At 47.2% G+C, this 23,788-nt stretch carries 18 protein-coding genes; 1 reads left to right on the forward strand and 17 read right to left on the reverse strand.

Annotation, left to right across the window (positions count from 1 at the left end; genetic code table 11):
* Positions 1–36: 36 nt before the first annotated feature.
* The 4 genes from ACO05E_RS02185 to ACO05E_RS02200 all read right to left on the reverse strand — a co-directional run bounded on the left by ACO05E_RS02185 (position 37) and on the right by ACO05E_RS02200 (position 4,692).
* Complete coding sequence (locus tag ACO05E_RS02185; RefSeq protein ID WP_419811363.1) at positions 37–732, reverse strand: class I SAM-dependent methyltransferase; 696 nt, start codon at positions 730–732, stop codon at positions 37–39.
* Entirely contained in the window at positions 719–1,786 is a 1,068-nt protein-coding gene (locus ACO05E_RS02190) for a murein transglycosylase domain-containing protein (RefSeq protein ID WP_419811364.1), read from the reverse strand. The genes ACO05E_RS02185 and ACO05E_RS02190 overlap by 14 nt, the downstream gene beginning before the upstream one ends.
* Positions 1,787–1,838: 52 nt before the next feature.
* A complete protein-coding gene (locus ACO05E_RS02195; protein WP_419811365.1) occupies positions 1,839–3,194 on the reverse strand; it encodes a DUF1329 domain-containing protein in 1,356 nt (451 codons plus the stop codon).
* A 199-nt stretch (positions 3,195–3,393) separates the two neighbouring features.
* Positions 3,394–4,692, reverse strand: coding sequence for a homoserine dehydrogenase (locus ACO05E_RS02200; protein WP_419811366.1), 1,299 nt, complete (start codon positions 4,690–4,692; stop codon positions 3,394–3,396).
* A 228-nt stretch (positions 4,693–4,920) separates the two neighbouring features.
* On the opposite strand from ACO05E_RS02200, the gene ACO05E_RS02205 reads away from it, so the two are divergent.
* Complete coding sequence (locus ACO05E_RS02205; protein WP_419811367.1) at positions 4,921–5,436, forward strand: glycine cleavage system protein R; 516 nt, start codon at positions 4,921–4,923, stop codon at positions 5,434–5,436.
* A 212-nt stretch (positions 5,437–5,648) separates the two neighbouring features.
* On the opposite strand, the gene ACO05E_RS02210 is transcribed toward ACO05E_RS02205, so the two are convergent.
* From ACO05E_RS02210 to ACO05E_RS02270, 13 genes are all read right to left on the reverse strand, one after another.
* Entirely contained in the window at positions 5,649–6,515 is an 867-nt protein-coding gene (locus ACO05E_RS02210) for a thioredoxin fold domain-containing protein (protein WP_419811368.1), read from the reverse strand.
* Between the two features lie 432 nt (positions 6,516–6,947).
* Positions 6,948–7,313 (reverse strand): 50S ribosomal protein L19, encoded by a 366-nt coding sequence (gene rplS, locus ACO05E_RS02215; protein ID WP_419811369.1) that lies wholly within the window; start codon positions 7,311–7,313, stop codon positions 6,948–6,950.
* A gap of 10 nt (positions 7,314–7,323) precedes the next feature.
* Positions 7,324–8,079: a tRNA (guanosine(37)-N1)-methyltransferase TrmD gene (trmD, locus tag ACO05E_RS02220; protein ID WP_419811370.1), complete on the reverse strand. Its 756-nt coding sequence runs from the start codon at positions 8,077–8,079 to the stop codon at positions 7,324–7,326.
* A gap of 38 nt (positions 8,080–8,117) precedes the next feature.
* On the reverse strand, positions 8,118–8,669 hold the full coding sequence (rimM, locus tag ACO05E_RS02225; RefSeq protein ID WP_419811371.1) for a ribosome maturation factor RimM: 552 nt from the start codon (positions 8,667–8,669) through the stop codon (positions 8,118–8,120).
* Between the two features lie 18 nt (positions 8,670–8,687).
* Positions 8,688–8,939 carry a 30S ribosomal protein S16 gene (rpsP, locus tag ACO05E_RS02230; RefSeq protein WP_068654437.1) on the reverse strand — a complete coding sequence of 84 codons (252 nt, stop codon included), beginning with the start codon at positions 8,937–8,939 and terminating at the stop codon, positions 8,688–8,690.
* Positions 8,940–9,165: 226 nt separating this feature from the next.
* The gene (gene dgt / locus ACO05E_RS02235; protein WP_419813646.1) at positions 9,166–10,626 is read right to left on the reverse strand and encodes a dGTPase; all 1,461 of its coding nucleotides are present in this window, start codon (positions 10,624–10,626) and stop codon (positions 9,166–9,168) included.
* Between the two features lie 38 nt (positions 10,627–10,664).
* Positions 10,665–11,840 carry a CDP-alcohol phosphatidyltransferase family protein gene (locus ACO05E_RS02240; protein ID WP_419811372.1) on the reverse strand — a complete coding sequence of 392 codons (1,176 nt, stop codon included), beginning with the start codon at positions 11,838–11,840 and terminating at the stop codon, positions 10,665–10,667.
* 155 nt (positions 11,841–11,995) lie between these two features.
* Positions 11,996–13,588 (reverse strand): AMP-binding protein, encoded by a 1,593-nt coding sequence (locus ACO05E_RS02245; protein ID WP_419811373.1) that lies wholly within the window; start codon positions 13,586–13,588, stop codon positions 11,996–11,998.
* Positions 13,585–14,775: a hypothetical protein gene (locus tag ACO05E_RS02250; RefSeq protein WP_419811374.1), complete on the reverse strand. Its 1,191-nt coding sequence runs from the start codon at positions 14,773–14,775 to the stop codon at positions 13,585–13,587. The genes ACO05E_RS02245 and ACO05E_RS02250 overlap by 4 nt, the downstream gene beginning before the upstream one ends.
* Positions 14,762–17,572, reverse strand: coding sequence for a phosphoenolpyruvate synthase (locus ACO05E_RS02255; protein WP_419811375.1), 2,811 nt, complete (start codon positions 17,570–17,572; stop codon positions 14,762–14,764). Before ACO05E_RS02255 ends, ACO05E_RS02250 begins: the two co-directional genes overlap by 14 nt.
* Complete coding sequence (locus ACO05E_RS02260) at positions 17,565–20,399, reverse strand: phosphotransferase (protein WP_419811376.1); 2,835 nt, start codon at positions 20,397–20,399, stop codon at positions 17,565–17,567. Before ACO05E_RS02260 ends, ACO05E_RS02255 begins: the two co-directional genes overlap by 8 nt.
* Complete coding sequence (locus ACO05E_RS02265) at positions 20,396–21,331, reverse strand: hypothetical protein (RefSeq protein ID WP_419811377.1); 936 nt, start codon at positions 21,329–21,331, stop codon at positions 20,396–20,398. Before ACO05E_RS02265 ends, ACO05E_RS02260 begins: the two co-directional genes overlap by 4 nt.
* A gap of 49 nt (positions 21,332–21,380) precedes the next feature.
* Entirely contained in the window at positions 21,381–23,714 is a 2,334-nt protein-coding gene (locus ACO05E_RS02270; RefSeq protein ID WP_419811378.1) for an efflux RND transporter permease subunit, read from the reverse strand.
* Between the last annotated feature and the right edge of the window lie 74 nt (positions 23,715–23,788).

Genomic DNA, 23,788 nt, shown 5'->3' on the forward strand with positions numbered 1-23,788 from the left:
ACTTCCATCATTAATCAGAATATCTTGTAACACAGCTCACGGATGGCGACCATAGACAGACAGAGTGACGGCCTCATCAAAATCCCCAATCGCAGGCAAGGTTGACGTTGTCTTGCACCACAAGGTTTTCAGCCTGATCCAGTCCGGTGCAACCTTCGGACTTTCTGCTAACAACCAATCTGGAATGTCCAGCATCAACTGGCGTAAATCATCACTGGAGCTGATGTCGTACAACACATCACTGGCCAACAACAGATCAACCTCAGGCCAACAATTGCCTGGCTGCACGACATTAACTTCGACCTTATTTAAGTCAGCATTCTGTTGCGCCGCCAGTAGAGCGTTCGGATCCAGATCCGCTACATACACGGCTTCAGCCCCGGCTTTGGCAGCGGCAATGCCTACTAAACCAGAGCCACAACCAAAATCCAGCACTCGCTTACCTGCCACATAGTGAGGGTGATCAAGAATAAACTGCGCCAATATCCGGCCGCCGGCCCAGGCAAACGCCCAATAAGGTAATTGTTGCCAGAATAAACCAATGGCTGCAGCATCCAGTTGAATCTGTTCCGCATCAATGTCCAGCAACCAGAGTTGTAACTGCTGACCTTGTGTTTGCTGCGCTTGTGTTTGCTGTATCAGGGATTGCTGTAAACGGGCACCGGGCAACATCAGCGCTTCTGACAACTTGTTAACCGAATCATTATTAACAGACATACTACCAATTGACATATTTTTTCTTAAACCGGGTAACTTTTTTCAGGTAATTACGTGATTCCGCTTTGGGGTGACGACTCACGATATGGCGATACACCTGCTCTGTGCTCATGGCATTAATTTTAGCAATGGCTTTTTTTCGATTCGGATGAAACGCTTTAAATAAATTCCCCGCTCCACCATTGTAGGCTGCGATCATACAGTATTCTTTTTTCAGCCAGCCGCGAATGTCTTTTAAATAGACATCTCTGAGTATGGATAAATACGCCGACCCGGCATCAATATTTTTTTCCGGATTTAATAAATACTGGCGTGTAGGTTTATCGCGGCGTTTATAAATGCGTTGGAACACATCTTTACCGGCAGTATTTCTCATCACTTGCATCAGACCATAGGCATTGGCATGAGAAACCGCCATTGGATTAAAACTGCTTTCTGTTTCAATAACGGCCAGAATTAGTGCCTCTGATAAACGATATTTTTTCGCAGCCTGAGCAACAGGATAATGATATCGACCAGCACTGATTTTTTTATAGTTACCCACCATGGGAATATCCACCCAATAGCGCGCGCCGTGTTTTTTTAACTTTACTGAGGTCAGGTAACGGGCAAAGCGCTCTGCCCGCCAGGGGTAAAGAATATGTTTGCCATTCTGATCAACAACCTGCCCAGCTAAAAACGGTTTTCCGGTTAAACCAAAATCAGCCGCAGTATACAGGTCAATGGCATTGGGATTGGCTGGGGTTAATAAGGTGGCACTGATGGCTTTTTGTAACGATTGAATAGGAGTTTTTGACCCCTGACTTTCAACTCGGATATTGCCGCGGGAAAAATCAATACGCACCCGGGTATGGAAGTCATCGAGATATTTAACCATGGAGTGAATTGAGCTTTCTTCAAACTCATTCCCCCAGACTTTATCGGCCTGCTCTGAAAAAAAAGTGTATTCAAGGATAACGGCCTGAACATCTTCCGGCAGTTCTGAAAAGTTATCCGGTAACTCCACCGCATAAAGCGGAGAAACCAGAACACATAGCAGGAAAATAACAGCAGAATAAAAAAGACGCACTGGCGAATCACATCATCATCAAGGAGTCGCCAGTGTAACAGAAAAGCCAGGATTAACGTCGGGCTTCGCGACGGACTGCACTGGTCGAGAAGTCCCGCTTAGTATAAGACTCACTGAAGTTCAGGGTTGAGCCCCGCTCATTGTCCAGCCCCTCAGCAAAGTAACCGCCATCTTCCAGATCATACGTCACTTCCAGGGTTGGGTAGACCAGCTGGATATCATAGAAATTAATGGTGTGTGCTTCGGTGAATTGTAATAACTCGCCATTTTCACCGTATTCTTCTGCCAGCACAATTGACCAGGAGTCTTCATCAATATAATAACGACGCTTGGCATATTTATGCTCAAAGCCTAATCGTAATGTGGCTTCAATCACCCAGACACGGTGTGGCTCATAACGTAACAGGCTGGAATTAATGTGTTTTTCCAGCAAGATATCATCGTTAGTCAGCTCTCCCTGATGCAGTTTGTAAGCGTTATAAGGAATATACAATTCCTGCTTACCAATCAACTGCCAGTTATAAAAATCTGGTGCACCATTAAACATATCCACCTGATCAATAGTACGTACCGAGTTGGTACTCTCATCCGGCGAGTCATACGCCAGATCCGGTGCACGACGCAAACGTCGCTCGCCGGGCTGGTATAACCAGGACTTTCGTGGTGAACGCACCTGATCCAGAGTTTCATGAACCAGCGTGATACGCCCAGACAGATTGGCTGGCGCCAATGTCTTACGCTTCAGGAAAAAGATTTTATTATCCAGTGTTTCTGGAGAAATGCCGGGCGAACTGTAAGCAAAAAAGTATTGATGGTCACGCAGCTGGTCACTGCGGCTGCCATTTTTGATTACAGAGGTGGTGTAATCCACAAACGAGAATGAATGCCCGCGAAAACGCAACGTATGATTCCATAACACTTCCAGCCCGTTTTTTGGAATCGGAAACGGTGAAGACATAGTCGCCCCCGTAACACCTGAGCCATATTTTAGTAATTCTGCTGAAGCTGCATTGGCTTTAACAGCATCATAAACATAGTCTGGATATGACGCGGAACGACGGCTTGGATAGACATCAAAAAACAGATCCGGGAAAGTTTTCAGTAACTGCTTCTGGCCTTCACTTAAGCGTTTTTCGTGCTGGTCAATATTACTAGCCGTGATACGAAAGCGCGGCTGGTCATCTTTAAAAGGATCCGGGTGAAATGCACCGGGCTGTAACAGAGGGTCTGGTTTCAGGCCACCACGCCAGGCAGGAATATCTTCACCATTGCCCAACTTTTCAGCACCCACCGGGGTTAGGTCATTACCTAAACGCTGAATATCCGATTCCGCGACTGCGGCATAAACCTGGCTGCTTCCGAATACGAAAACACTACTAAGCAGTATTATTATTTTAAACGCTTGCACCGACGCCTCCATCTAATTAGGCCAAAAAGCGCGACGCAGACTACTCACTGGCGTTTTTTTGATCAACACCTAGTTACAAGTCGTAACAAAATAATCGTTATTTTTATTTGTTTTTTAAGAAAAAGGGTCTAAACGAGCCAAAAAAAGCCGCTACTGATCGACTCAGCAGCGGCTTTTCCAGTAACCGAACTGGCTAAAATCAGTTCAGATGCTCAACACGAATGCGGGTAACATCACCAACCGTGCTGTCCAGCCCCTGAATCTCAGTGATTGCGTCGTTCATGGTTTTTTCAACGATACGATGGGTCAGCAGAATAATTTGCGCCAGCGTTTCACCTTCTTTTGGTTCTTTCTGAATAATGGCTTCGATATTGATGCCACGCTCACTCAGAATGGAAGCTACATTGGCCAGCACACCGGCTTTATCCTGTGCTTCGATACGCAGATAATAAGCGGTTTCTACTTCGTCCATTGGCAGCACAGTAACATCATCAATGCTGTTGAATGCCAGGTGGTTAACACGGGCCGAAGCCGGTGCATCGAAGCTGCGTGCCAGATCAATAATATCCGCAACCACGGCTGAAGCCGTTGGGCCAGCGCCAGCGCCAGCGCCAACGTATAAGGTATCACCAACCGCATCACCGTTGACCATGACGGCATTCAGAACACCATCAACAGTCGCAATCGGGCGGCCTACCGGAATCATGGTTGGATGAACGCGCAAGTCGATACCGTTTTCGGCACGACGGCTAACACCCAGGTGTTTGATACGGTAACCCAGCTCTTCAGCGTATTCGACATCATCCGGAGTAATATTGCCGATACCTTCGGTGTAACAACGGTCAAATTGCAGTGGGATGCCGTAGGCAATCGAAGACAGAATGGTCAGCTTGTGCGCCGCATCGATGCCTTCCACATCAAAAGTCGGATCGGCTTCAGCGTAACCCAGCTCCTGAGCTTCTTTTAATACGTCAGCAAAATCACGGCCTTTGTCGCGCATTTCAGTCAGGATAAAGTTACCCGTACCGTTAATGATGCCCGCCAGCCAGTTAATGCTGTTAGCCGCCAGGCCTTCACGAACGGCTTTAATAATTGGAATACCGCCAGCAACGCCTGCTTCGTACATTACAGAAACGCCTTTGGCTTCAGCAGCAGCAAAAATTTCTGCACCGTATACCGCAATTAATGCTTTGTTGGCTGTAACAACGTGCTTGCCGTTTTCAATGGCCGTTAATACCAGTTCACGGGCAACGTCGTAGCCACCAATCAGCTCAACAACAACATCAATTTCCGGATTTTTTGCTACGGCAAAGGCATCGTCAGTTACTGCAACCGCTGACGTATCACACGCTGGGTTATCACTGCGGGTCGCAATCTGCTCAACAATAATCTCACGACCTGCCCGGCGAGCAATGTCTTGTGCATTGCTGGTCAGAACATTAAACGTACCACCACCAACTGTACCTAAACCACAGATACCTACTTTAACCGGTTTCAAGGTCATCTCCTCTCGAGAATAATCTCTATCAAGTCGTTGTTGTCCGGGGTTTCTATCGTTTGATGCCCCGATTCAGAAAGTGCAGCAATGTACCATAAAGGCTGCCCTGCCTGAACTGCTTATATGATGATTCCGCCAATCAAGCCGCTTATAAAGCCCGGGTGCCTGTGCTAAGGTCAAACACTGGAGTCACACTCTTCTTGTTTTATGATTTTGTAAGGACATGACATGTCAACTTTTTTAGTGCTCACCGTCATCGCAGATGACAAACCCGGCATCGTCGAACAACTGTCTGCTGTGATTGCAGAACAAGGCGGCAACTGGTTGGAAAGCCGCATGTCTCACATGGCCGGTAAATTCGCAGGAATTTTACGCGTCAGTATTGATGAAGAAAAAAGTAATACCCTGGTAAGCGCCCTGGCGTCACTGAGCGGCAGCGGTATTGTGGTGAATGCAGAGCACAGCAAAGAAGCTGGCGATAGCGTATCGAGTAAAGACCTGACTCTTAATCTGGTCGGCAATGACCGCCCGGGTATCGTACGGGAAGTGTCTCAAACACTGGCTAAGCTGGGCGTTAACGTACTGGAGTTAACCACCAACTGCGAAAGTGCTGAAATGTCTGCCGTTCCACTGTTCCGCACCGAAGCGCATTTACGTGTGCCGCAGGACTTTGAATCAGATGAGCTGACGGATGCACTGGAAGCGATTTCAAATGATCTGATGGTAGAAATTAATCTCGATTAACGGCCGCCATCTGGCCGCCAAACAAAAGCCCGCGTTATTAACTAAACAGTAATAACGCGGGCTTTTTGTTTCTATTACGCAGAGAATTGAGCAGCATTATTTTTTCAGCCGCACACATCGCAAGGCACATCCATGTGCCGCGATGTGCCTGCAACATCCTGTTGCTGCCATTGAAAAACAATCCTGCTCTAATTCAGATGGCATACAGCGTTTTAGTTAATACCTAAACGGGCCGCCAGATCATCGGCAGGCATATAACCCGGGAACAACTGGCCGTCCTGAGTAATGATCGCCGGTGTACCAGTAACACCTAACTCACCACCCAGCGCATACTGAGCCGCAATGGGTGCGCCACAATCTTTGCTGTCTGCCAGCATCGAACCCATTTGCGCCTGAATCGCACGGAACTGTTCCTGAGTAGCTTCTGGTGCACTTGGGCTCATACGACGACCTAACAAGCTCAGTTCACGCTGATTGGTTTTCATGCTGGTCATCGCTTGTTTGCGATCATCCTGACACCAAACGTAGTTAATCTTCTGATAAGACTGGGTCAGCAAACCGGTTTGTGGGCTTTTGATCCCAGCTCGTGGATACGCCAGATAACGGACAGAAACACCTAGCTCATTCAAGCGTGGAATTTCCTGATGCAGCTTCTGACAGTAGCCACAATCAATATCGGTAAACACGTTAATCAAGGCTTTCTGTTCACCCTGAGCCTGGAAGAAAACGGTATCTTTATCCGCAACCGCTGCCAGCTTATCCGCACGCTTTGGATTCAAACGTGCCTGGGTAATGTTCACCGGGCCGGTTGCCGACAACTGATACAATTCATCACGGTAAATAAAGTTATTGGTATCCGGCGTCATATGCATCACAGTGCCGTCAATCAGTGTGACTTCCAGCATCTGACCACTGGCAACAGGGGCTACTTCACGCACTTTCAGGCGTGGACCAAAAGCAGAGACTAACTTACCTTCAACCTGTTTCGCCAGATCAACCGGTGCACTTTTAACTTCTTCCGCCTGTAACGGACCTGCCATAACAAGACCACACATCAGGGCCATTAACGTCTTTTTCATTCGATAACCTTGTACTTTAATTGCCAACAAGCGGCAGAACTAATGCCATTAGATTGTTAAATTCAAAAGGAGTTCACCGAAATATTGCCAGCTCTCCGAGTAATACACGTTCTGAGCAATATCCGTTCTGACCAGCCTCAATAAACCGGCCCCTCACTTTTGATAGGGTAAACAGTGACGCCAAGCATAACGTAATTTGCTGCCGGCAACAGGAAGCAGGCATAAAAAAACGGACACAAACTGAGTTTGCATCCGTTTTTTTGGTAAAGCTTAGTCAAGCCAAAGCGATACAAGTTAGTTAAAAACGTTTCCGAGGAAGTCAATGCAAGGCAAAAATTAGCGAAAAAGCGCAGTTTATAAGTAATAAATGAGCATTTTAAGCTAATTTTTAACGCTGCAATGGCAACGTAGGTAGTTTTTAACCACTTGTTATTAGCTTTGCTTAGCCAGCTTCTCTTTGATACGTGCAGACTTACCGCTACGCTCACGCAGGTAGTACAGTTTCGCCTGACGAACGTCACCACGACGCTTAACTTCAACGCTGTCTACCAGTGGGCTGTGAGTCTGGAAAGTACGCTCAACGCCAACACCGTGAGAGATCTTACGTACAGTGAAAGCAGAGTTCAGGCCACGGTTACGCTTACCGATTACCACACCTTCAAACGCCTGCAGACGCTCACGCGTACCTTCTTTTACTTTAACCTGTACAACGACAGTGTCACCCGGGCCGAAAGCTGGGATATCGCTTTTCAGCTGTGCATTTTCAATCTGCTGAATAATTAAGTTTTTGTTGCTCATTGTTTTCTCCTCAACAGTCCGGAGAGCCGTCTTCAAGCTCTGCCAGATACTCTGTCAATAACCTTTGTTGCTCGTTTGTCAGTTCCAGCGCATCCAGTAAATCGGGTCTGCGCTGCCAGGTACGGCCTAACGACTGCTTCAGTCGCCATTGACGAATTTTTTCATGGTTGCCACTCAGCAACACGTCCGGTACTGCTTGCCCTTCGTAATGCTCAGGGCGGGTATAATGTGGACAATCCAGCAAGCCATCCGAAAATGAATCCTGCTGTGCCGACAGCTCATGGCCTAAAACGCCAGGAACTAATCGGATAACGGCATCCATCATGGTCATCGCGGCCATTTCGCCACCACTGAGAACAAAATCTCCCAGCGACCACTCTTCGTCGATCTCAGTTTCGATCAGACGCTCATCAATGCCTTCGTACCGCCCGGCAACCAGAATCAGCTTTTGTTGCTGAGCCAATTGTTCGGCTCCGCGCTGATCCAGCTTACGGCCCTGAGGTGACATATAAATCACTTTAGCGCCTTCGCCAGCCGCTGCTTTAGCAGCGTGGATAGCGTCCTCGAGTGGCTGAATTTTCATCAACATACCCGGACCACCACCGTACGGTCGATCATCCACAGTCTGGTAGTTATCGTGCGTGAAATCCCGTGGATTCCAACACTGAATTGATACCTTTTCCTGCTTCACTGCCCGCCCGGTAACACCGTGATCGGTCAACGCCTGAAACATATCAGGAAATAGCGTAACGATATCAAATCGCATCGAGATCAAATCTCATACCAGCTGTTTTCAGTACCGGATTAAAAACCCGGGTCCCAGTCCACCTGAATCTCACCAGCATCCAGATCGACATCCAGAACAATTGCATCCACAAAAGGAATCATGCGCTGTTGCTTATCCACACTGCCTTCGCAGGGTTTCAGCTTCATCACCTGATTGCCGCCGCCGGAATCAAACAGTTCTGTTACCTGGCCCAGCAATTGACCGTCGGTATTCTCATCAGAAACATGAAATACCTTCAGACCTTCCAGCTGGAACCAATAATGTTCGTCTTCTTCGAGTTCCGGTAAGTCACTGGTCGGAATACCAATTTCAACCTGAGATAAGGCCAGAGCCTGATCACGATCTTTGATACCTTCCAGCGCTGCCGCTAACCCTTTGCCTTGGGGACGACTGTCACGCAGTTTATATTCTTTCCACTGGCCGCCGATGTTCAACAGCCAAACGGGATACTGCAGAATATTGGTCATAGGGTCGGTGTAGGAATACACTTTCACCCAGCCCTTAATGCCAAATGCGGTAGTTACTTTTCCCAGGATGGTGATGTCCTGCGCCGCATTCTGACCTGCCATAACTTCCCCGTGCGCCAATTAAGCTTCTGCTTTCTTAACGTCTTTCAGTAACTTAGCTACACGATCAGTTGGCTGAGCGCCTTTACCAATCCAGTATTCTACGCGCTCTAAATCAACACGCAGACGCTCTTCCTGGCCACGAGCAACAGGGTTGAAGAACCCAACACGCTCGATAAAGCGACCGTCGCGAGGCATGCGAACGTCAGCTACGTTAATGCTATAGAAAGGGCGTTTTTTAGAGCCACCACGGGCCAAACGGATAACTACCATAAATTTGATCACTCCGATCGTTTATCAATGACAGGTTTTGGTATCGCCTGCCGTTTAACATACCCCAATAAAACCGGCATAAATGCCATCTTTATTGAGAATTTGGCGTTGATAAGCCCTCGAAAAGGCATACCAACCCCAGTAAAAGGGCGCGTAGTGTATAGGAACTGGCTTATCTATGTCCAGAGATAACGCCGCAAACACTTTGAAATCGGGCGATATCAGCCTAAACCGCTCCGGATAACTCCTGATACTCAGACACCGCGAAGTGATCGGTCATACCACTGACATAATCAATAATCAGTCTTACCCGGTGATAGTACTCAATTAATGCTGTGTTTTTATCATCACAACCGTCCAGGCCCTTAATGGCATTCCGATAAGTCCGTTTATGCTTCTCCGAGAGTTTATGATACAGGCGCGTTTCAATCGGATATCGCTTAGCAAAATTATTCACCGATAAATCGCTGAAGTCTGCAAAGCTCATATTCATCAACGGCGAATAAATTTTTAACAGACCAGATATTACCGCATATCCTTTTAATTCCAGCGCTTCAACTTCTTTGGAACTGAAAACCTTATCTACCGCAATCTTTCTGAGGGTTTCAGTTGCGTAATAGTATTCATCTTTGCCGTGGATCAGAGGTTCATCAAAAGAACCATCAAAAACGGCCTGGTGATTCTCTATATATCGGTTAGCGGCATACTCAGCCAAATCGTTAATTAATGAGGTACGTAGCTTCAGGATATAGGCATGATTTTTATTCACTTCTTCGGCTTCATATTTCTCAAAAGCCTGTTCGGCAATACCGGGCAAATAACGCTGTGAAATGACTTGTGCGTTATCATTATCAGCAAAGTCATGCCAGGTATCGGATATACATTGATGTAAGCTTTCAACCGTTAATATGCCTTTATCAAGCGCATCATCTAAGTCAGCAATACAGTAAGAAATATCATCTGCGGCTTCCATAATATACGTCAGCGGAAAACGGCAACCCTCTGAAATCGATAACTCACTATTTAATTCCTGCACCAGATTTTTTTCTGAGAGATAAAATCCGGCTTTCTTTTTACGATAAACAAAGTTTCCATCTGTTGGCTTTTGCTCATAAGCCGGACGCGTATACTTGAGCAAACATGCCAGCTGTGTATAAGTTAAATTAAGCGTTTGTAAGCTATGAAGAATTCTGATGCCCTGGGCATTACCTTCAAATTCAGCCAGATCCTGAAAATATTTTTCACTTTCAGACAAAGAGTGAAATCTTTTATCAAACTGTTCCCTGACTTCATTTCCGACCCAAAGTGAAATAGCCTCTTCGCCAAAATGGCCAAACGGTGGATTGCCAATATCATGTAATAAACAGGCTATTTCAATGGCACTGATAAATCCTTCTGTTACACCGGTTAAATAATACTCATCCAACCGGCCTTTCTGCTCCAGCTTTTCCAGCACCTTCTTGCCAATATAACGACCGACCTGAAGCACTTCTAACGAATGTGTTAACCGACTGCGCACAGCCGCGTTAGTTTCGAGAGGAAAAACCTGAGTTTTTTGTTGCAAACGACGAACTGCCGCAGAGGTTAGTGCGCGGCCACGATCACTTTCCATTTCGTGATTAAAGTCACGACCAGCATATGACGATGTATACACCCTGTTCGTTTTTAACTTATTGCTGTAGTCCATCACTCAATTAACCATTTTGTTAAAAATATGAGCCTACCCTATACCGCAGAAGACTTTAATGCCTTTTTATGCAGCCAGTCTTTCACAATCAAAGCCGTCAACGGGAAGCTGACGACATACCAAACCGCCACATCGGTACTGATGCCCAACCAGATAGAGTAAGCAACAGCAACGCCAATGGCAGAGTCCAGCTGATCTACCGCGATGGTAATAACCTTACCTTGCTCCGGCAGCTCCCCGGCACCAATCCCTAAACGACGTTTAACCAACGAGTTAGGCAGCTCACCCAGCATATACCCCAATCCGGCAATAGCCCCAGCAAGCAATAAGGAGTGATCAGCGAAAGGTGATCGGTCTCCCAACAACCACTCAACAGGTAACAAGGTTAATGCTCCAGCAGCCGTTAAAGCCGGTACCACCACAAAGCCACGCCAGGTTTTATTGGCACCAAATGCCGTTTTCCAGATCGGCTTCGCCAGACCCGGGAGATAGTCACGACTCACCACCACCATATGCAGTACACCACCAATCACCACCGGAATCTGTAAATAAGCGGCATTCAACAAAGCTTTTGCCAAACTGTCTTCCGGGCTCGCCAAGGCCCACAAAAGAAATCCGCCTAACGTCAGTAGCAGAATTTGTTTTAACGAGCTGAATTTAAAGAAGCGCGCTTTACGCACCATCAGATAGCTGAATAGAGTTAAAGAAGTGGCCAGCAGTATTTGAGCAGCCAGCATTGGTAAGATACCCAAGGTGTTTAACCACAACAGAGGCGCAATAATAAACAAGCTCCAGAATACCGGCATACCCTGGTAAGCAAGACCACCTGAAGTGTCCTCATCAGCGTCATCCTCTCCAAGATTGCCGGTTTCATTAAATACAGATAACCGAACACAACCGCAGCCCACCATCAGCATTAACGGTATCAGCCACGCGCCGGTAAAACCCCATTGCATTAAAATCAACGCCGGAGTCAGCAGATAAATCAGCACATCCATAAAGCCATCAAGATAACGGCCAAAGTTGCGGGTCAAATTCCAGCGCCGTGCCAACATGCCATCCAACGCATCGGCGGTCATTGCCAGATATAGCAATGCCAATGCTGACATCAACTGTTGTTGCAATACTTCATGAACCGCCAACAATGTCAGCGGCACACTTAATAGTGTAATGCAGTCCACGCGATTTAAACGAATTAACCAGGGTGAGTTCATTTAATTTTTCTCTATAAATATAACCAGCAGAGAAAGGTTCGCATTATTTTTCAGCCGCCGCGCCGAAGGGCCATCCATGGCCCTGCCGCGCTACCGCCACATCCTGTGGCTGCTTTAAAAAACAATCCGTACCCTTCTCTCGACTCGATGTTTTATTAGATAACCAGAGTCAGCTCTTCCAGTTTATTTTTTAATTTCCCGGCAATCATTTGCTGACGTAGCCCGGGGCGATCAATTTTGCTGTTATGCCGTCCATCAACGGGGATTTCTGCCAGACGAATTAACTGCCATGGAGCCTGAGGTAAAAGTGGAGCAATGAGTTCTTCAAGCGCACCTAGTGCTTTATTGGCTTCAATAAATAAACAAAGCTGCTGCCCACACTGAACCACAGCACTGCGTTGAATATCGCCCAGCTGATCAAGCTGTTGTTCTAACGGAAATGGCTGCATGAGTGAATTTTCCAGAGCAATGGCATCCGCCAATCGCCCGGTTAACCATAAGCGTCGATCATTATCGAAGTAGCCCACATCTCCGGTACGATGCCAGACATCTCCGGCTGGACGGGGGATTTTATTGGCGCTGTCTGCTTGTGGGTTATGGTAATACCCTTGCAGCACATGCGGGCCAGCCACCAGGATTTCACCTTCTTCGCCTTGCTCACAAGTAATGGGCTGCCCGGTTGCATCCAATTGTGCCACCAGCACATCAGCTTCATCTACAATCGGGCCAACCAATAAACCTGCAGAAGGATCAGAGTCGGTTAAATAATCATCCAGATCCAGAGCAGCAATAGGCTCGGCTTCGGTGGAACCGTAAGCAATTCGCGCCCACGCATTCGGGAATACAGCACGCAGTTTTTTCGCCAAAGATAAGGAAACCGGTGCGCCACCAACATTTAAACTGGTGATTTGATTTAACGTTTTTTTGTTGGCGATTAAATAATCACAAATCGCCGAAAAATACGCCGGTGCGCCACTAATACGCTCAACGTTATGTTCTTGCCAATAAGCCACCAGCGGCTGAGCGTTCACTTTTGCCGGGGCAGACAAATCAACCTTAGGCATCACCGTTGTCATGCCACAACTGAGGTTATGTAGTACCAGTACCGGAAAACACGGGCTATCAACCTCCCCGTCTTTATCCGGCCAATGATGGCGAATGGCAAAGTGCTGCTGATCGAGACTATTGTGGGTACGATCAGCCCCTTTAGGACGCCCGGTACTGCCCGAAGTAAAAGAAATTAAACCATGATCGCCTTGCGCCGCACTCATTAACTGTAACTGATCATCCGCACGAACTGTCATTGGCAAAGCACGTAAAAAAATACCAGAACCATCAATACACCAGCTGCTGATTTTTCGTAATTCCGGGATTAACCAACGAAATTTTAATACGGACTTCATACTGACAATGGCTTTTGCATTCGCATCCTGCAGCGCCTGACGAATTTTAGTTTTGCCCATGCCGGTATCAATAAACACAGCCACCAGCCCCGATGCCAACAAACTTAATACAACCGCATATAAAGCCACCGACGGTTTGGCGATGATAACCACCCGATCCCCCGGCATTAAATCCTGTTGTTTCCAGTGTCGCTGTAAGGCACCGGCAAGCTGATTTAATTCGCCATAACTAATAACCTCTTCAGACAAACAAAGGTCACCCTGCATCTGAGGAATACGCAGAGCCAACCTGTCAGGAGATTGCTCAGCCTGCGCCAGAAAGTGTCGGCAAAAGTTGCTGCTCATACGCTTTCTCCATTGCCATCAACTTCATTATCACCAACTTCACCACCACCAACTTCACTGGCATCCACTTGGTGAGTATCTTCTTTCAGTGATTTTTGATACAGAGCATAAACCCGTTGTTGCTCACCATTGCGGGCATACTTTAATGACGGGTTATCTTCACGAACCAGGGCACCAGCAATACGTTGATAATAAGGCTCCCCCCATAAAGTTAATTGCATTGACATCAGGGTGAACAAACCAGCTTTGCGGTAATCCGGGTGTACAGCACCGGTTTTTGCCAACGCCATCCTGGGATATGGCAACTGATCAAAGTGTTGGTCAAAATTAACGTTATCGGCAGTAGCCAGACCTTGTCGAATCAGCGGACTATAATCCGGAAACACCAGAAAATAGCCGGCAATATCGCCGCGCTTATCCGTCACCAAAACAGAACTTAGCGGGCATAATTTTTTCGCAAAGGGCTCACCACAGGAAGCAATAAACTGCTCTTTAGTAATCGGGGAATAGGCAAAATTATTACGAAACATGCGATCGGTGATCGGGTACAGCTGATCCAATTTTTGGCGCCACAAATCTCCGTTGAAGCGGTGAAATTCGAACTCACCCTGCAGCGCTTGTTTGCCCCTTTCAAGCATAGGAGCAACCACTTCCGCTAACTGGCTGGGATTATTGGTGATACGGGTAAAATAACGGTAACGAATGTTATACCCTAAGTCGTCCAGCAACCCGGAATAATAGTCCGGGTTATAAGGTTCACCAATAAATGACGCTGTTTCACCACCTTCGGCCTCCTCCTCTTCTGAAAAGAGCCGGATACGGTTCAAGCCATAGGTATTAAAATTAATTGGCCCGTACACCACCTCGGCACCCTGTGCTTTTGCCCACGCTTCAAAACGCTGAAACAACGAAGCATTCAGCGCTGAATGATTTGATGCTTCCCAGAAACCAAAGTAAGCAACAGCCGCTCCTTCAATATTCATGGCAGGGTCATAAAACCCCGCCAGCCGGGCAACCTCACCCTGCGGATTAACCACAGCATCTGCCCAGACTTTGCCGCCTTTTTTCAGATAATCATGATTATCTGAAAAAGCTGCTTTTATGGTTTCAGCCTGCTCCCCTAACCAATTCGGGTCATCCTGATAGATGGCCTGAGCCACCTCAAAAAACGACTCAGGCAATAACATCGGAATTCTCCAGTGCGATATCATCTGGGGCCAATTGTTTTTCTTCAGAGGATGTCATATCCAGACGTATCACTTTTCCGCTACTGCCATCCATACGAACCAACTCACGATCTTTCACAATCGAGGTTAATCCCGGAATGCCAACAACCGCCGGGATTCCCAGCTCACGGGCAACCACGGCAGAGTGGCTTAAGGTCGAACCACGTTCGACCAGAATACCACCAGCGGTTGGAAATAAAGGTGCCCAGCCCGGGTCTGTACGAACAGTACATAAAATCTGACCATCCAGATTCAGTTCGTCTTCCGGTGAAAAAATCAGGCGAATATTGTTTTCAACAATACCTGGATAACAGCCGGTTCCCCGCAGCTCATTACCGTGCTCCCCACCAAAACCAGGAGCCTCTCCTTGGAACGGGTATTCATAATCATTGTTGCAGTACACAACACCACGGGTATGGAAATGATGAGCTGGTTCTTCTTCGGTTTCATACTGAGCAAATTCAGCTTTGCGCGCTGCAACCAAAGGTCGCAATATCGCACTGACGCTGCGGCCATCTGAGTAGGCATAAATATCTTCAATGGTTAAATAAAAGATATCTTCCGGATCATCCAGCTGCCCATAAAAAGCCAGCTGCTCGCCTAACTGACGATAAATATCACGATACAAACCAAACATACGGGTACGGGCTAAACGCATGTTTTCGCGATTACGAATAGCATCCCGTAATTTCGCCAGATCTTTTTTAAAGCGGGATAATGCACGAGCACCGAGTTTTTGCTTCAACTGAGGAAAAACCTGTTGCTCAGCGTCGCTACGGAATTTCGCTTCGTTTTGCGCCAGGGTATCCAGCGTTAAATCATCACGGGTGAGAAAGTTCTTGATAATCGCGAACATAAAAGAAGCATCCTGACGCAGAGTTTTAGACTCCAGCTTCAGTTCTCCCATGGTACGATCACCATAACGCTCAATATAATCCAGACACTGAGCATGAAAATCCGGAAATTGCTGTTGCAGCAGTGCCAGTAATTGTTCGTTATCAGCCTGCTGCAAGGTGCTCAGCAAAACCGGCTGAGTGCGGGCCTGATCACACAGGCGTAATAAATATTTTGTCGGCTCGGTACTTTCGATACCTTCTTCACCTGACAATAAATTATTCTGCACCAGATCAATATTTTCGATACCGGTTTTCTCCAGCCAGCGATGTACTTTGCCATTCATCATCATGACGTAAAAGTCATTAACAATAGGAGTCGTCCAGCGTTGCAGTAACTTTTCATCCAGTGAGCGACTGAGAGCAATCAGCTGATCCATACTGTAGGTGTGTAGTTGTTCACGAGGTACCGTGGCATATTGCTGGGCAAACATGGTACGGAATTCAGCAACCAACGAATCCATTTTTCGGAAGCGGCTCAGCATGGAAAATAACGCACGTAATATCTGTGGTATACGTGCCAGTTTTTCCTTGCGGGTTAATTCACGATCCTGAATCAGGTCAACCGGATCCTGCAGACCCATCATACGTTCCATGTCGGCCTTATTGGTTTTAAACGACGGCAGAAACAATAGCCCGCGATACCAGTTATTAATGTTGTAATAAACCCGGCCACGTACCAGCCCCAGCATATTTTCCAGCATTCCCTGATGGGCCTGAACCACATCCTCTTTGACCGCCAGCAAACGTAATGTTTGTTCGTAAACGGTTTTATAGGCTTTATTGGCAAAGCTGAAAGTCAGCGGAGTTGTGACACCACAATAAGACTCCTGAATATTGGAATTATCCCATACCTGTAACCGATCCTGCGCGGCATTCTTTTGTGGCAGCGATGTCACCGGCCGTGCCTGCAGAATATAAACCTGCTGATCGCACACACACCATTCAATATCTTGTGGCGATTGATAACGCTCAGCAATGGCCTTGCCTGCATCACGTAATGCCAGAATCTGAGCATCCGATAAACACAACTGCTGGCGCAGGTTTTCATCAACAGCTTGTTCTATCGTGCCGCCCTGTGGCCCCTGACGCAACGCAATGTCTTTATCAGCAACCTGAGCGTCAAAGGTATTTTCATAAAGCTCTACGGTAATTTCATCAGCATTACAAATGCCGGAAACCAGACCTTCACCACAACCCCAGGTGGCGGAGATTAATGCCTGCCGGCGATTGCCATTCACTGGATTGGCGGTGAACATCACACCGGAAATATCCGCATCCAACATGCGCTGAATAATAACCGCGGCCTGAATATCGACCACACTCAGGCCTTTCTGTAAGCGGTATGCCAGTGCCCGGCTGTTAAATGCACTTTGCATCACCTGCAGCACAGATTCTGCAACAGCCTCCTCGCCTTTCTGATACAGATAACTGTCCATTTGTCCGGCAAATGAAGCACCGGCCGAGTCTTCACCCACCACCGAAGATCGTACCGCCCAGAAATGGTGAGTTAAATCCTGTGCTGGCAAGGCCGCACGAATACCCGCCAGAATTTCCGGGTGTAACCCCACAGCGGCTAACCCCTGTTGAATGGTTTCAGCCACCTGAGTTAATTGAGCACTGTCGAGTGTGCTGGCATCCTGTCCGGCAAACGGCAACAACTGTTGCTGAATCCAGCTGGCTAATGTCTCACCATTATCGGTTAATAATTGCAGCTGTAATTCAAAAGCCGCTACCGGTACCACCCACCACTGAGGGACGTTAAAGCCAAAACGGCTTAAAAAAGCCAGGTTGTGTGCTTTGCCACCCAATTGATTGGCCGCCATCAGGCTGGCCTGCTGTTGATCAATACACCACTCAGTCATGACTTAAGCCTCCTGCAACAAATCCGGCGGCTTCTAACCGGTTGCGTTCGTTATCCAATAAACGTCGCGATGTCATCACCACACGCTCCATAAACGGATAGTGGCGGAATGTATGTGCCATCACATACATTGGCAAACGACACACCGCCAGATCCCATAAACTCAGGGTAAAACCCAAACGCCATTCATCAGCATCAATATCTGTAGCGCTGGCTGCCTGAAGTTGCTGACGGTGACGCTCAATCAGATTTTCAACCTGTTGCGGATCAAAATCCGGCTGCAATGCAAAGGCTAATAATTCAGCCAGATCATGCTGTGGCAACTGCATGGTTGCCAGCTCCCAATCATAGGCACATAACGTTAACTGATTATTTTCATCACGGCGGAAGGCGATATTACGCGGATTAAAATCATTATGAGTCAGGGTTTTTTTCATGCTATCCAGTTTCGGATACCAGGACTCCATGGCATAAATACGATCACGATAACGCACCATATCTTCATCACTGAACCACTCCGGAAATTCCTGCTGGGCATGTGCACCTAACATTTCCCACAGGCGCATTTTTTCAGTCATGGTGTCTGTCGTTGGTGCATCAACTAACCAATCAAACGCCTGTAATTCCTGCTCTCGGCCATACCAGATACTGTGTACCTGAGCGATACCATCAACGGCGGCATTAAAATGCTCAATGCCCCATCCTGAAGTATCGTCAGCGGAGTCCATCAGCTCCAGATCATTCAGGTATTCCTGCACAATAACGTAGGCTTCGCGCGAGCTGTCTTCCCAGGTGTGATAGGTTTTCGGTGCAAAGCGGGTAAAGCGCTCATCAGTTTGTGCCATAACAGCCAGCTCACGACGATGGCATTGTTTAAAGCCCAGCTGATTTTTAAATTCGTTATACGCATGAGCCAAACGCGCATCACACATCGATGCCATTGAATTCAGCATCAGAATCACTTCGTCATCTAATGGCTTTACTTTCACCATCAGATCATAGCTGTCACCCTGTTCGGTTATTGCACTGAAAGGGAAATGACCTACCAGTTTATTAATTTTATGCGCCGTCAGCTCGGTAATAATTGAGCTGCCTTTGGATGACAAACTTAATGGCTGTAGCTCATTAACAGAAGCATCACGATAACCAGCCTGGGCTAATGCATCGGTGAAAAATGCTTCGTTTAAATCCCCCAGCTTTAACCACTCCACCGGACGGTTACGTCCCAGTTTTTCATGGGCGCGGGCAAATTGGTCACTGGCGATGGCTGATAAAGTAGAAATATCCAGTGCCAGACAGAATCCGGCAATGACTTCAGCCAGTTTATGGGCACACCCTGGCCCGGCACAGCCGATTAATTCCAGACATTCTTTTTGTTGTGGCAGGCTGGTACCACCACCCACAGTGCCAACGACCAGAGAAGGCAGTCGCAAAGTAGCGTACACATTGCCTTCTTCGGTCAGCTCCATATGTAACTGGCCAATTGCCGATTCATGCACACAGGCAATGTCCTGTCCGGTGGCGGTAAACATAGCCCCAATGGTATTGGCGATATTAATATTAATCCCCACCATTCCGGCGGCAATACTGCCTCCAACAAACTGGTTGTACGCCGTAAATAACTGGCGGGCACTGACTTTCAAAACCCGCTGACAAACGTCATCGGTTAATAAAGTTTCCGCCAGTACCCGTACTCCGCGACCACGTAAATAAGAGTTGTACGTGACTTTTTTATCGTTGGATAAATTCGCTTCAATTAAAAAGTTTTCGAACTCAATCCCCGGGAAAGATTGCATCTGTGCCAGAATCCACTGACACGCCTGCCAGGTGCAGGTTGTGGTCATATTCTGACCGGCAGCATCACCGGTTTCATAGACAAACTGAACGTGCACACTGCGCCCCATCAGTTCTGCATGAACCTCAACCAAATTGGCATAATTAGAATATTTACGGGTTTGAGCAGCAATTTCCTGTTGGTGATCCTGCACCCATTCAGCAAAGAATAAGGCCGATGATAAATCCGCTAAAACAAATACCGGAACCCGTAACATACGTTGTCCCAGCACCTTAACCCGAACACCACCGGAGCGGGAAATCGCCGTTGCGCCACGGGTTGCCGATGCCAGCAGAGCACCTTCAGAAGTAGCCATAGGCGCATAAAATAAACCGTTAGCATGATCACCAAGAATCTGCAGCGGACCGGCAATACCCACCGGAATTTCTACAGAGCCAATTAATGCCTCGATATTGCTGACCAGCGCTTTTGGATCCAAACGAATGTGTTCTACTTCGCTCAGTGTTGCTCCCGTTGTTTCACGGGCAAAGGCTAAGCGCTCCTGGCGGGCTTCTTCAGTGTACAAGCCACGGGCCGGTACTTTTGGCAAATTAAATTCATCGTACTGCAACACTTCCTGCTGTGCCGGTAACAGGCGCAGGGCGTAACTGATTTGCCATAACTGGCGGGCATTTTCCTGACCGGTTTCGTCTTCACTGTCATCATTGCTGAAAACAATACGTTGCTGACGCCCATCCGGCAGCAGCGATACTTTACTGATACGCAGGTGTTTGAGAGAAAAAGTTTGCTGATTTAAACGCACCACAATGTCGTGACAAACGGCATCTTCGACCAGAGATTCACAAGGCTGGGTTAAGACACACAAATGGCTTTTGGATACATCTACCGCTTCTGCCGCCCGCCACTGTTCACCACTTTTTTCGTCACCACGGCCTTCACCACCACATAACAGCTCAATATCAACACTGTGTTCCTGACCGAAGGCATAACGGGCTTCACTGGTAAATATCTGAGGTTTTGTCAGAGAGTTCATGCGCCACCTCCGATCAATAAACCGGCAATCACCAGCACGTAACCCAACAACATGGTAATCGCGACGGCTTTTTCGTTAGCTTCCCGACCTTCCAGTGTTGGATTTTTCAGGAAGCTAAGCAAAGAATTTATCGCCAGCCCCCATACCAGTGCTGCTAACACAGCGTAAATAATCAATCCGCTAACATTGGCTAACCATAATAATGTAATCTGGTTAATTACCATGGCGCTGACCAGCGCAAATACCAGGTAGGTAGCACCTTTAACACCCAGTATTTTGGTATAGGAATCTACAGTATCCCGTTCTTCTTCAGGGCCACGGGTTTTACGGGTAATTTCGAAACAAAAGCCACTAACAAAGGCTAAGCTCATCATGGCAATTAATACCGGAGTAAAAGCCACTACCGGATTAGCCAATACGGCTAACCACCAAACAATTAATGGCATAATGGCCATATGTGTTAAGGCATAAAGCAGCAGCTGTTTTTCTAACCATTCACCGCAAAAAAACTCTACCCCCATCAGACATAAATAAGCGAACATAATCGCCCACACCATCACACCGGTTTCTCCGGCACTCAACCCGGAAAATGCCAGCTGTACCAAAATGGCAACTGCACCCAGCTGTTTCAGGTGTGTTAGCGTGATACGGCCACTCTGTAATACCCGTTGCGGATGATTAATAACATCAATGGCATAATCTTTGTGTTCATCAAAAATACGGATAACCAGAAACAGCGACCAGGTGACCAGACACGCTAAGATATCCAGCCATTGCAAGCCTGACTGTTCGCTGCCATCTCGTGCAACCACTGCGGTAGCGAGATAAAGAATAAAAAACAATAAGGCATTCGCAGCCGGAAAACGCTCATCCATCCAGGCGCCAATGCGGCGCCATAGCGGGTCCGTTTGAGTTACAGAAACTTCCATCATCATTACTCCATAAAAGATAAGAATGTTTAATTATTAAAACGGGCAGTAGTTAATTATTTAAAGGGGGAGAAGCCAGCTCATTGGCTTCGCTTGATTCTTTTTCCAGTTCATCAGAAGGGTTGCTATCCCGGTCAAAAAACAGCAATAACAAAGGCAAGAGAATAATGTCAGCAATAAATGCCAATATCACAGTCAGGCTCATTAACGCACCCATTCCCCAGGTCGGCGAAAATGGTGAAAGAACTAATAAAGCAAAACCAGCCGCTAAGACCACAGTGGTGATCAGCATCGCCACCCCCACGGTTGCAAACGCAAATTCAACCGCCTGTTCAGGCGTTTTGCCCTGCTCCCGGGCATAGCGGTATTTCGTCAGAAAGTGCACGCTGTCATCAACAACCAGTCCAAGGCTCATACACGCAACAATACTTAATCCCAGGTCAACCTGACCACTGATGTACCCCCAGCAACCATAGGCTAATAAGGCCGGTAGAATATTCGGAATCAGGCTTAAAAAACCCAGCCGGGCAGAACGTAAAAACCACATCATGGCGATTGAAATCAGCACCAGTGCGAATAAGGTTCCCACAAATAAACTGATGCTGTTGCGGTCAGAAATCTGAGCAAAAACCATATCCAGACCAGTACCCGGCGTCAGACTCAGGGCCGGAGTATTTAATGCACTCCAGGCGCGAACGGTTTCATCAAATGCCACCAGTTCCCGTGAGGTATGTTTGTACAAATTAATAGTCAGGCGTGTTGCGGTTTTATCAATATTAATACGTTCTTCCAGACCCATTCCAAAGGGTAAAGACATCTCATACAACAACATCGACTGAGCAATGGTCTCGTTGTCTGTGGGAATCTGATAGAAGTCAGCTTGATCGGCATTTAATTTCTGGCTGATTTCCAGCAACTGATAATGCACACTGTCGACATAACCAACGCCCGGCTGCTGTTCCAACCATTCCACCAGCCGTTTCAGTTGCGCCATATAATGATGGTTATAAACCGAGTCAGCATCAGCCGCGCTAATGGAATATTGAATAAAGTTGACGCCGTACAAGTGCTGTTCCTGCACTTCCAGCGCCTGACGTACTGCAAAGCTGTCGTCGTAGTAGTGATACCATTGCTCATTAAACTGCAGCTTGTGTAAGCCAAACCCCAAGGCAAATACCACCAACATAGCAATCACGAAGGTGCGTTTTTTGGCAGGAGCAATGAAACGGCGATAAAAACCCAACAACATATCGCTCATCCCCTGCCCGGAAGTAGCGACCTTAGGAGCCGGTAAAAGTTGTAGTAACGCCATAAACCAGGTCAGACTCAGTACTCCCGCCAGCAAAGCGGCCATCGCAACCAGATTGCCCAGGTCACGATAAGGTGGCGATTCACTGAAATTCAGGCACAACAGGCCCAATGCCGTTGTAACGGAGGTAATCAGAACCGGCTTGATATTAATTGTCTGAGCTTTGGCCAGCGCGGCTGTTTTATCCAGCCCTCCTTTTAATCCATGCTGGTACGACACCAGAATATGCAGACAATCGGCCACCACAATAATCATAATCATCGACGGTACCGCTCCAACCACCGGGGTCAGCGTGGCACCACTCCAGCCTAAAACACCAAATACAGCAGCCACTGTGAATAATGTCAGGGTCAGAGAAAGTAAGGAGCCCGCCAACGAACGGGTTAATAAAAACAAGGCGGTAAAAATTAATAAATAACTACCGGGAATTAATGCCGCCATATCACGCTCAACTGCTTCCGCTAGTGCAACATTAATCACAGCCGTTCCCGATAATTGCACATCAAATGCTGACAAATCGATTTGCTGCAATAACTCACGGCTGGCATTAACTAATTGAGCGGTTGCCTGAGGGTCATTATTTGGCAAAGTCAGGTTAACAATAACCTGTGTCAGGGTCTGATCTTCATTAACGAGTCGCTGATTAATGGCCGGGTGATGTTTTGCATACTCGGCTAACTCAGCAGCAGAGCCGGAAAAATCTTCATTAAAAAGATCCTCCACATAAATATCATCGCCCTGAGCCAGCATGCGCTGATAATTCGTCAATGAGTCGACACGTCGGCTGTACGGCAGCTGCCAGGCCTTATCCGTCAGTACTTTTATTTGATTCAGAGAGGCTGGTGCAAACACCTCATGACCATTTCTGGCGGTTAATAAAAAAACTAACGTATCTTGTTTATTAAAATCCGATTCGAGTTTTTCAAACGCCTGAAGCTGAGCATTATCGGCACTGAAATACGTGCGAAAATCCGTTGTTAATTGCAGATTGACCACACCGGTTGCCAGTGCAATTAACAAGACAGAAAGGGTTAAAAATGTAACCCAGGGTTTTTTCAGAGAGAATGCAAAAAACATAAAACAACCATCCGGAATTCCATCTTCCGGTCCCTTTAAATTACCGTCACCATGACAATTTTTTATCGGCTGTT

The organism is Bacterioplanoides sp., from assembly GCF_965226395.1.
In the GTDB taxonomy this organism is placed as follows: Bacteria; Pseudomonadota; Gammaproteobacteria; order Pseudomonadales; family Oceanobacteraceae; genus Bacterioplanoides.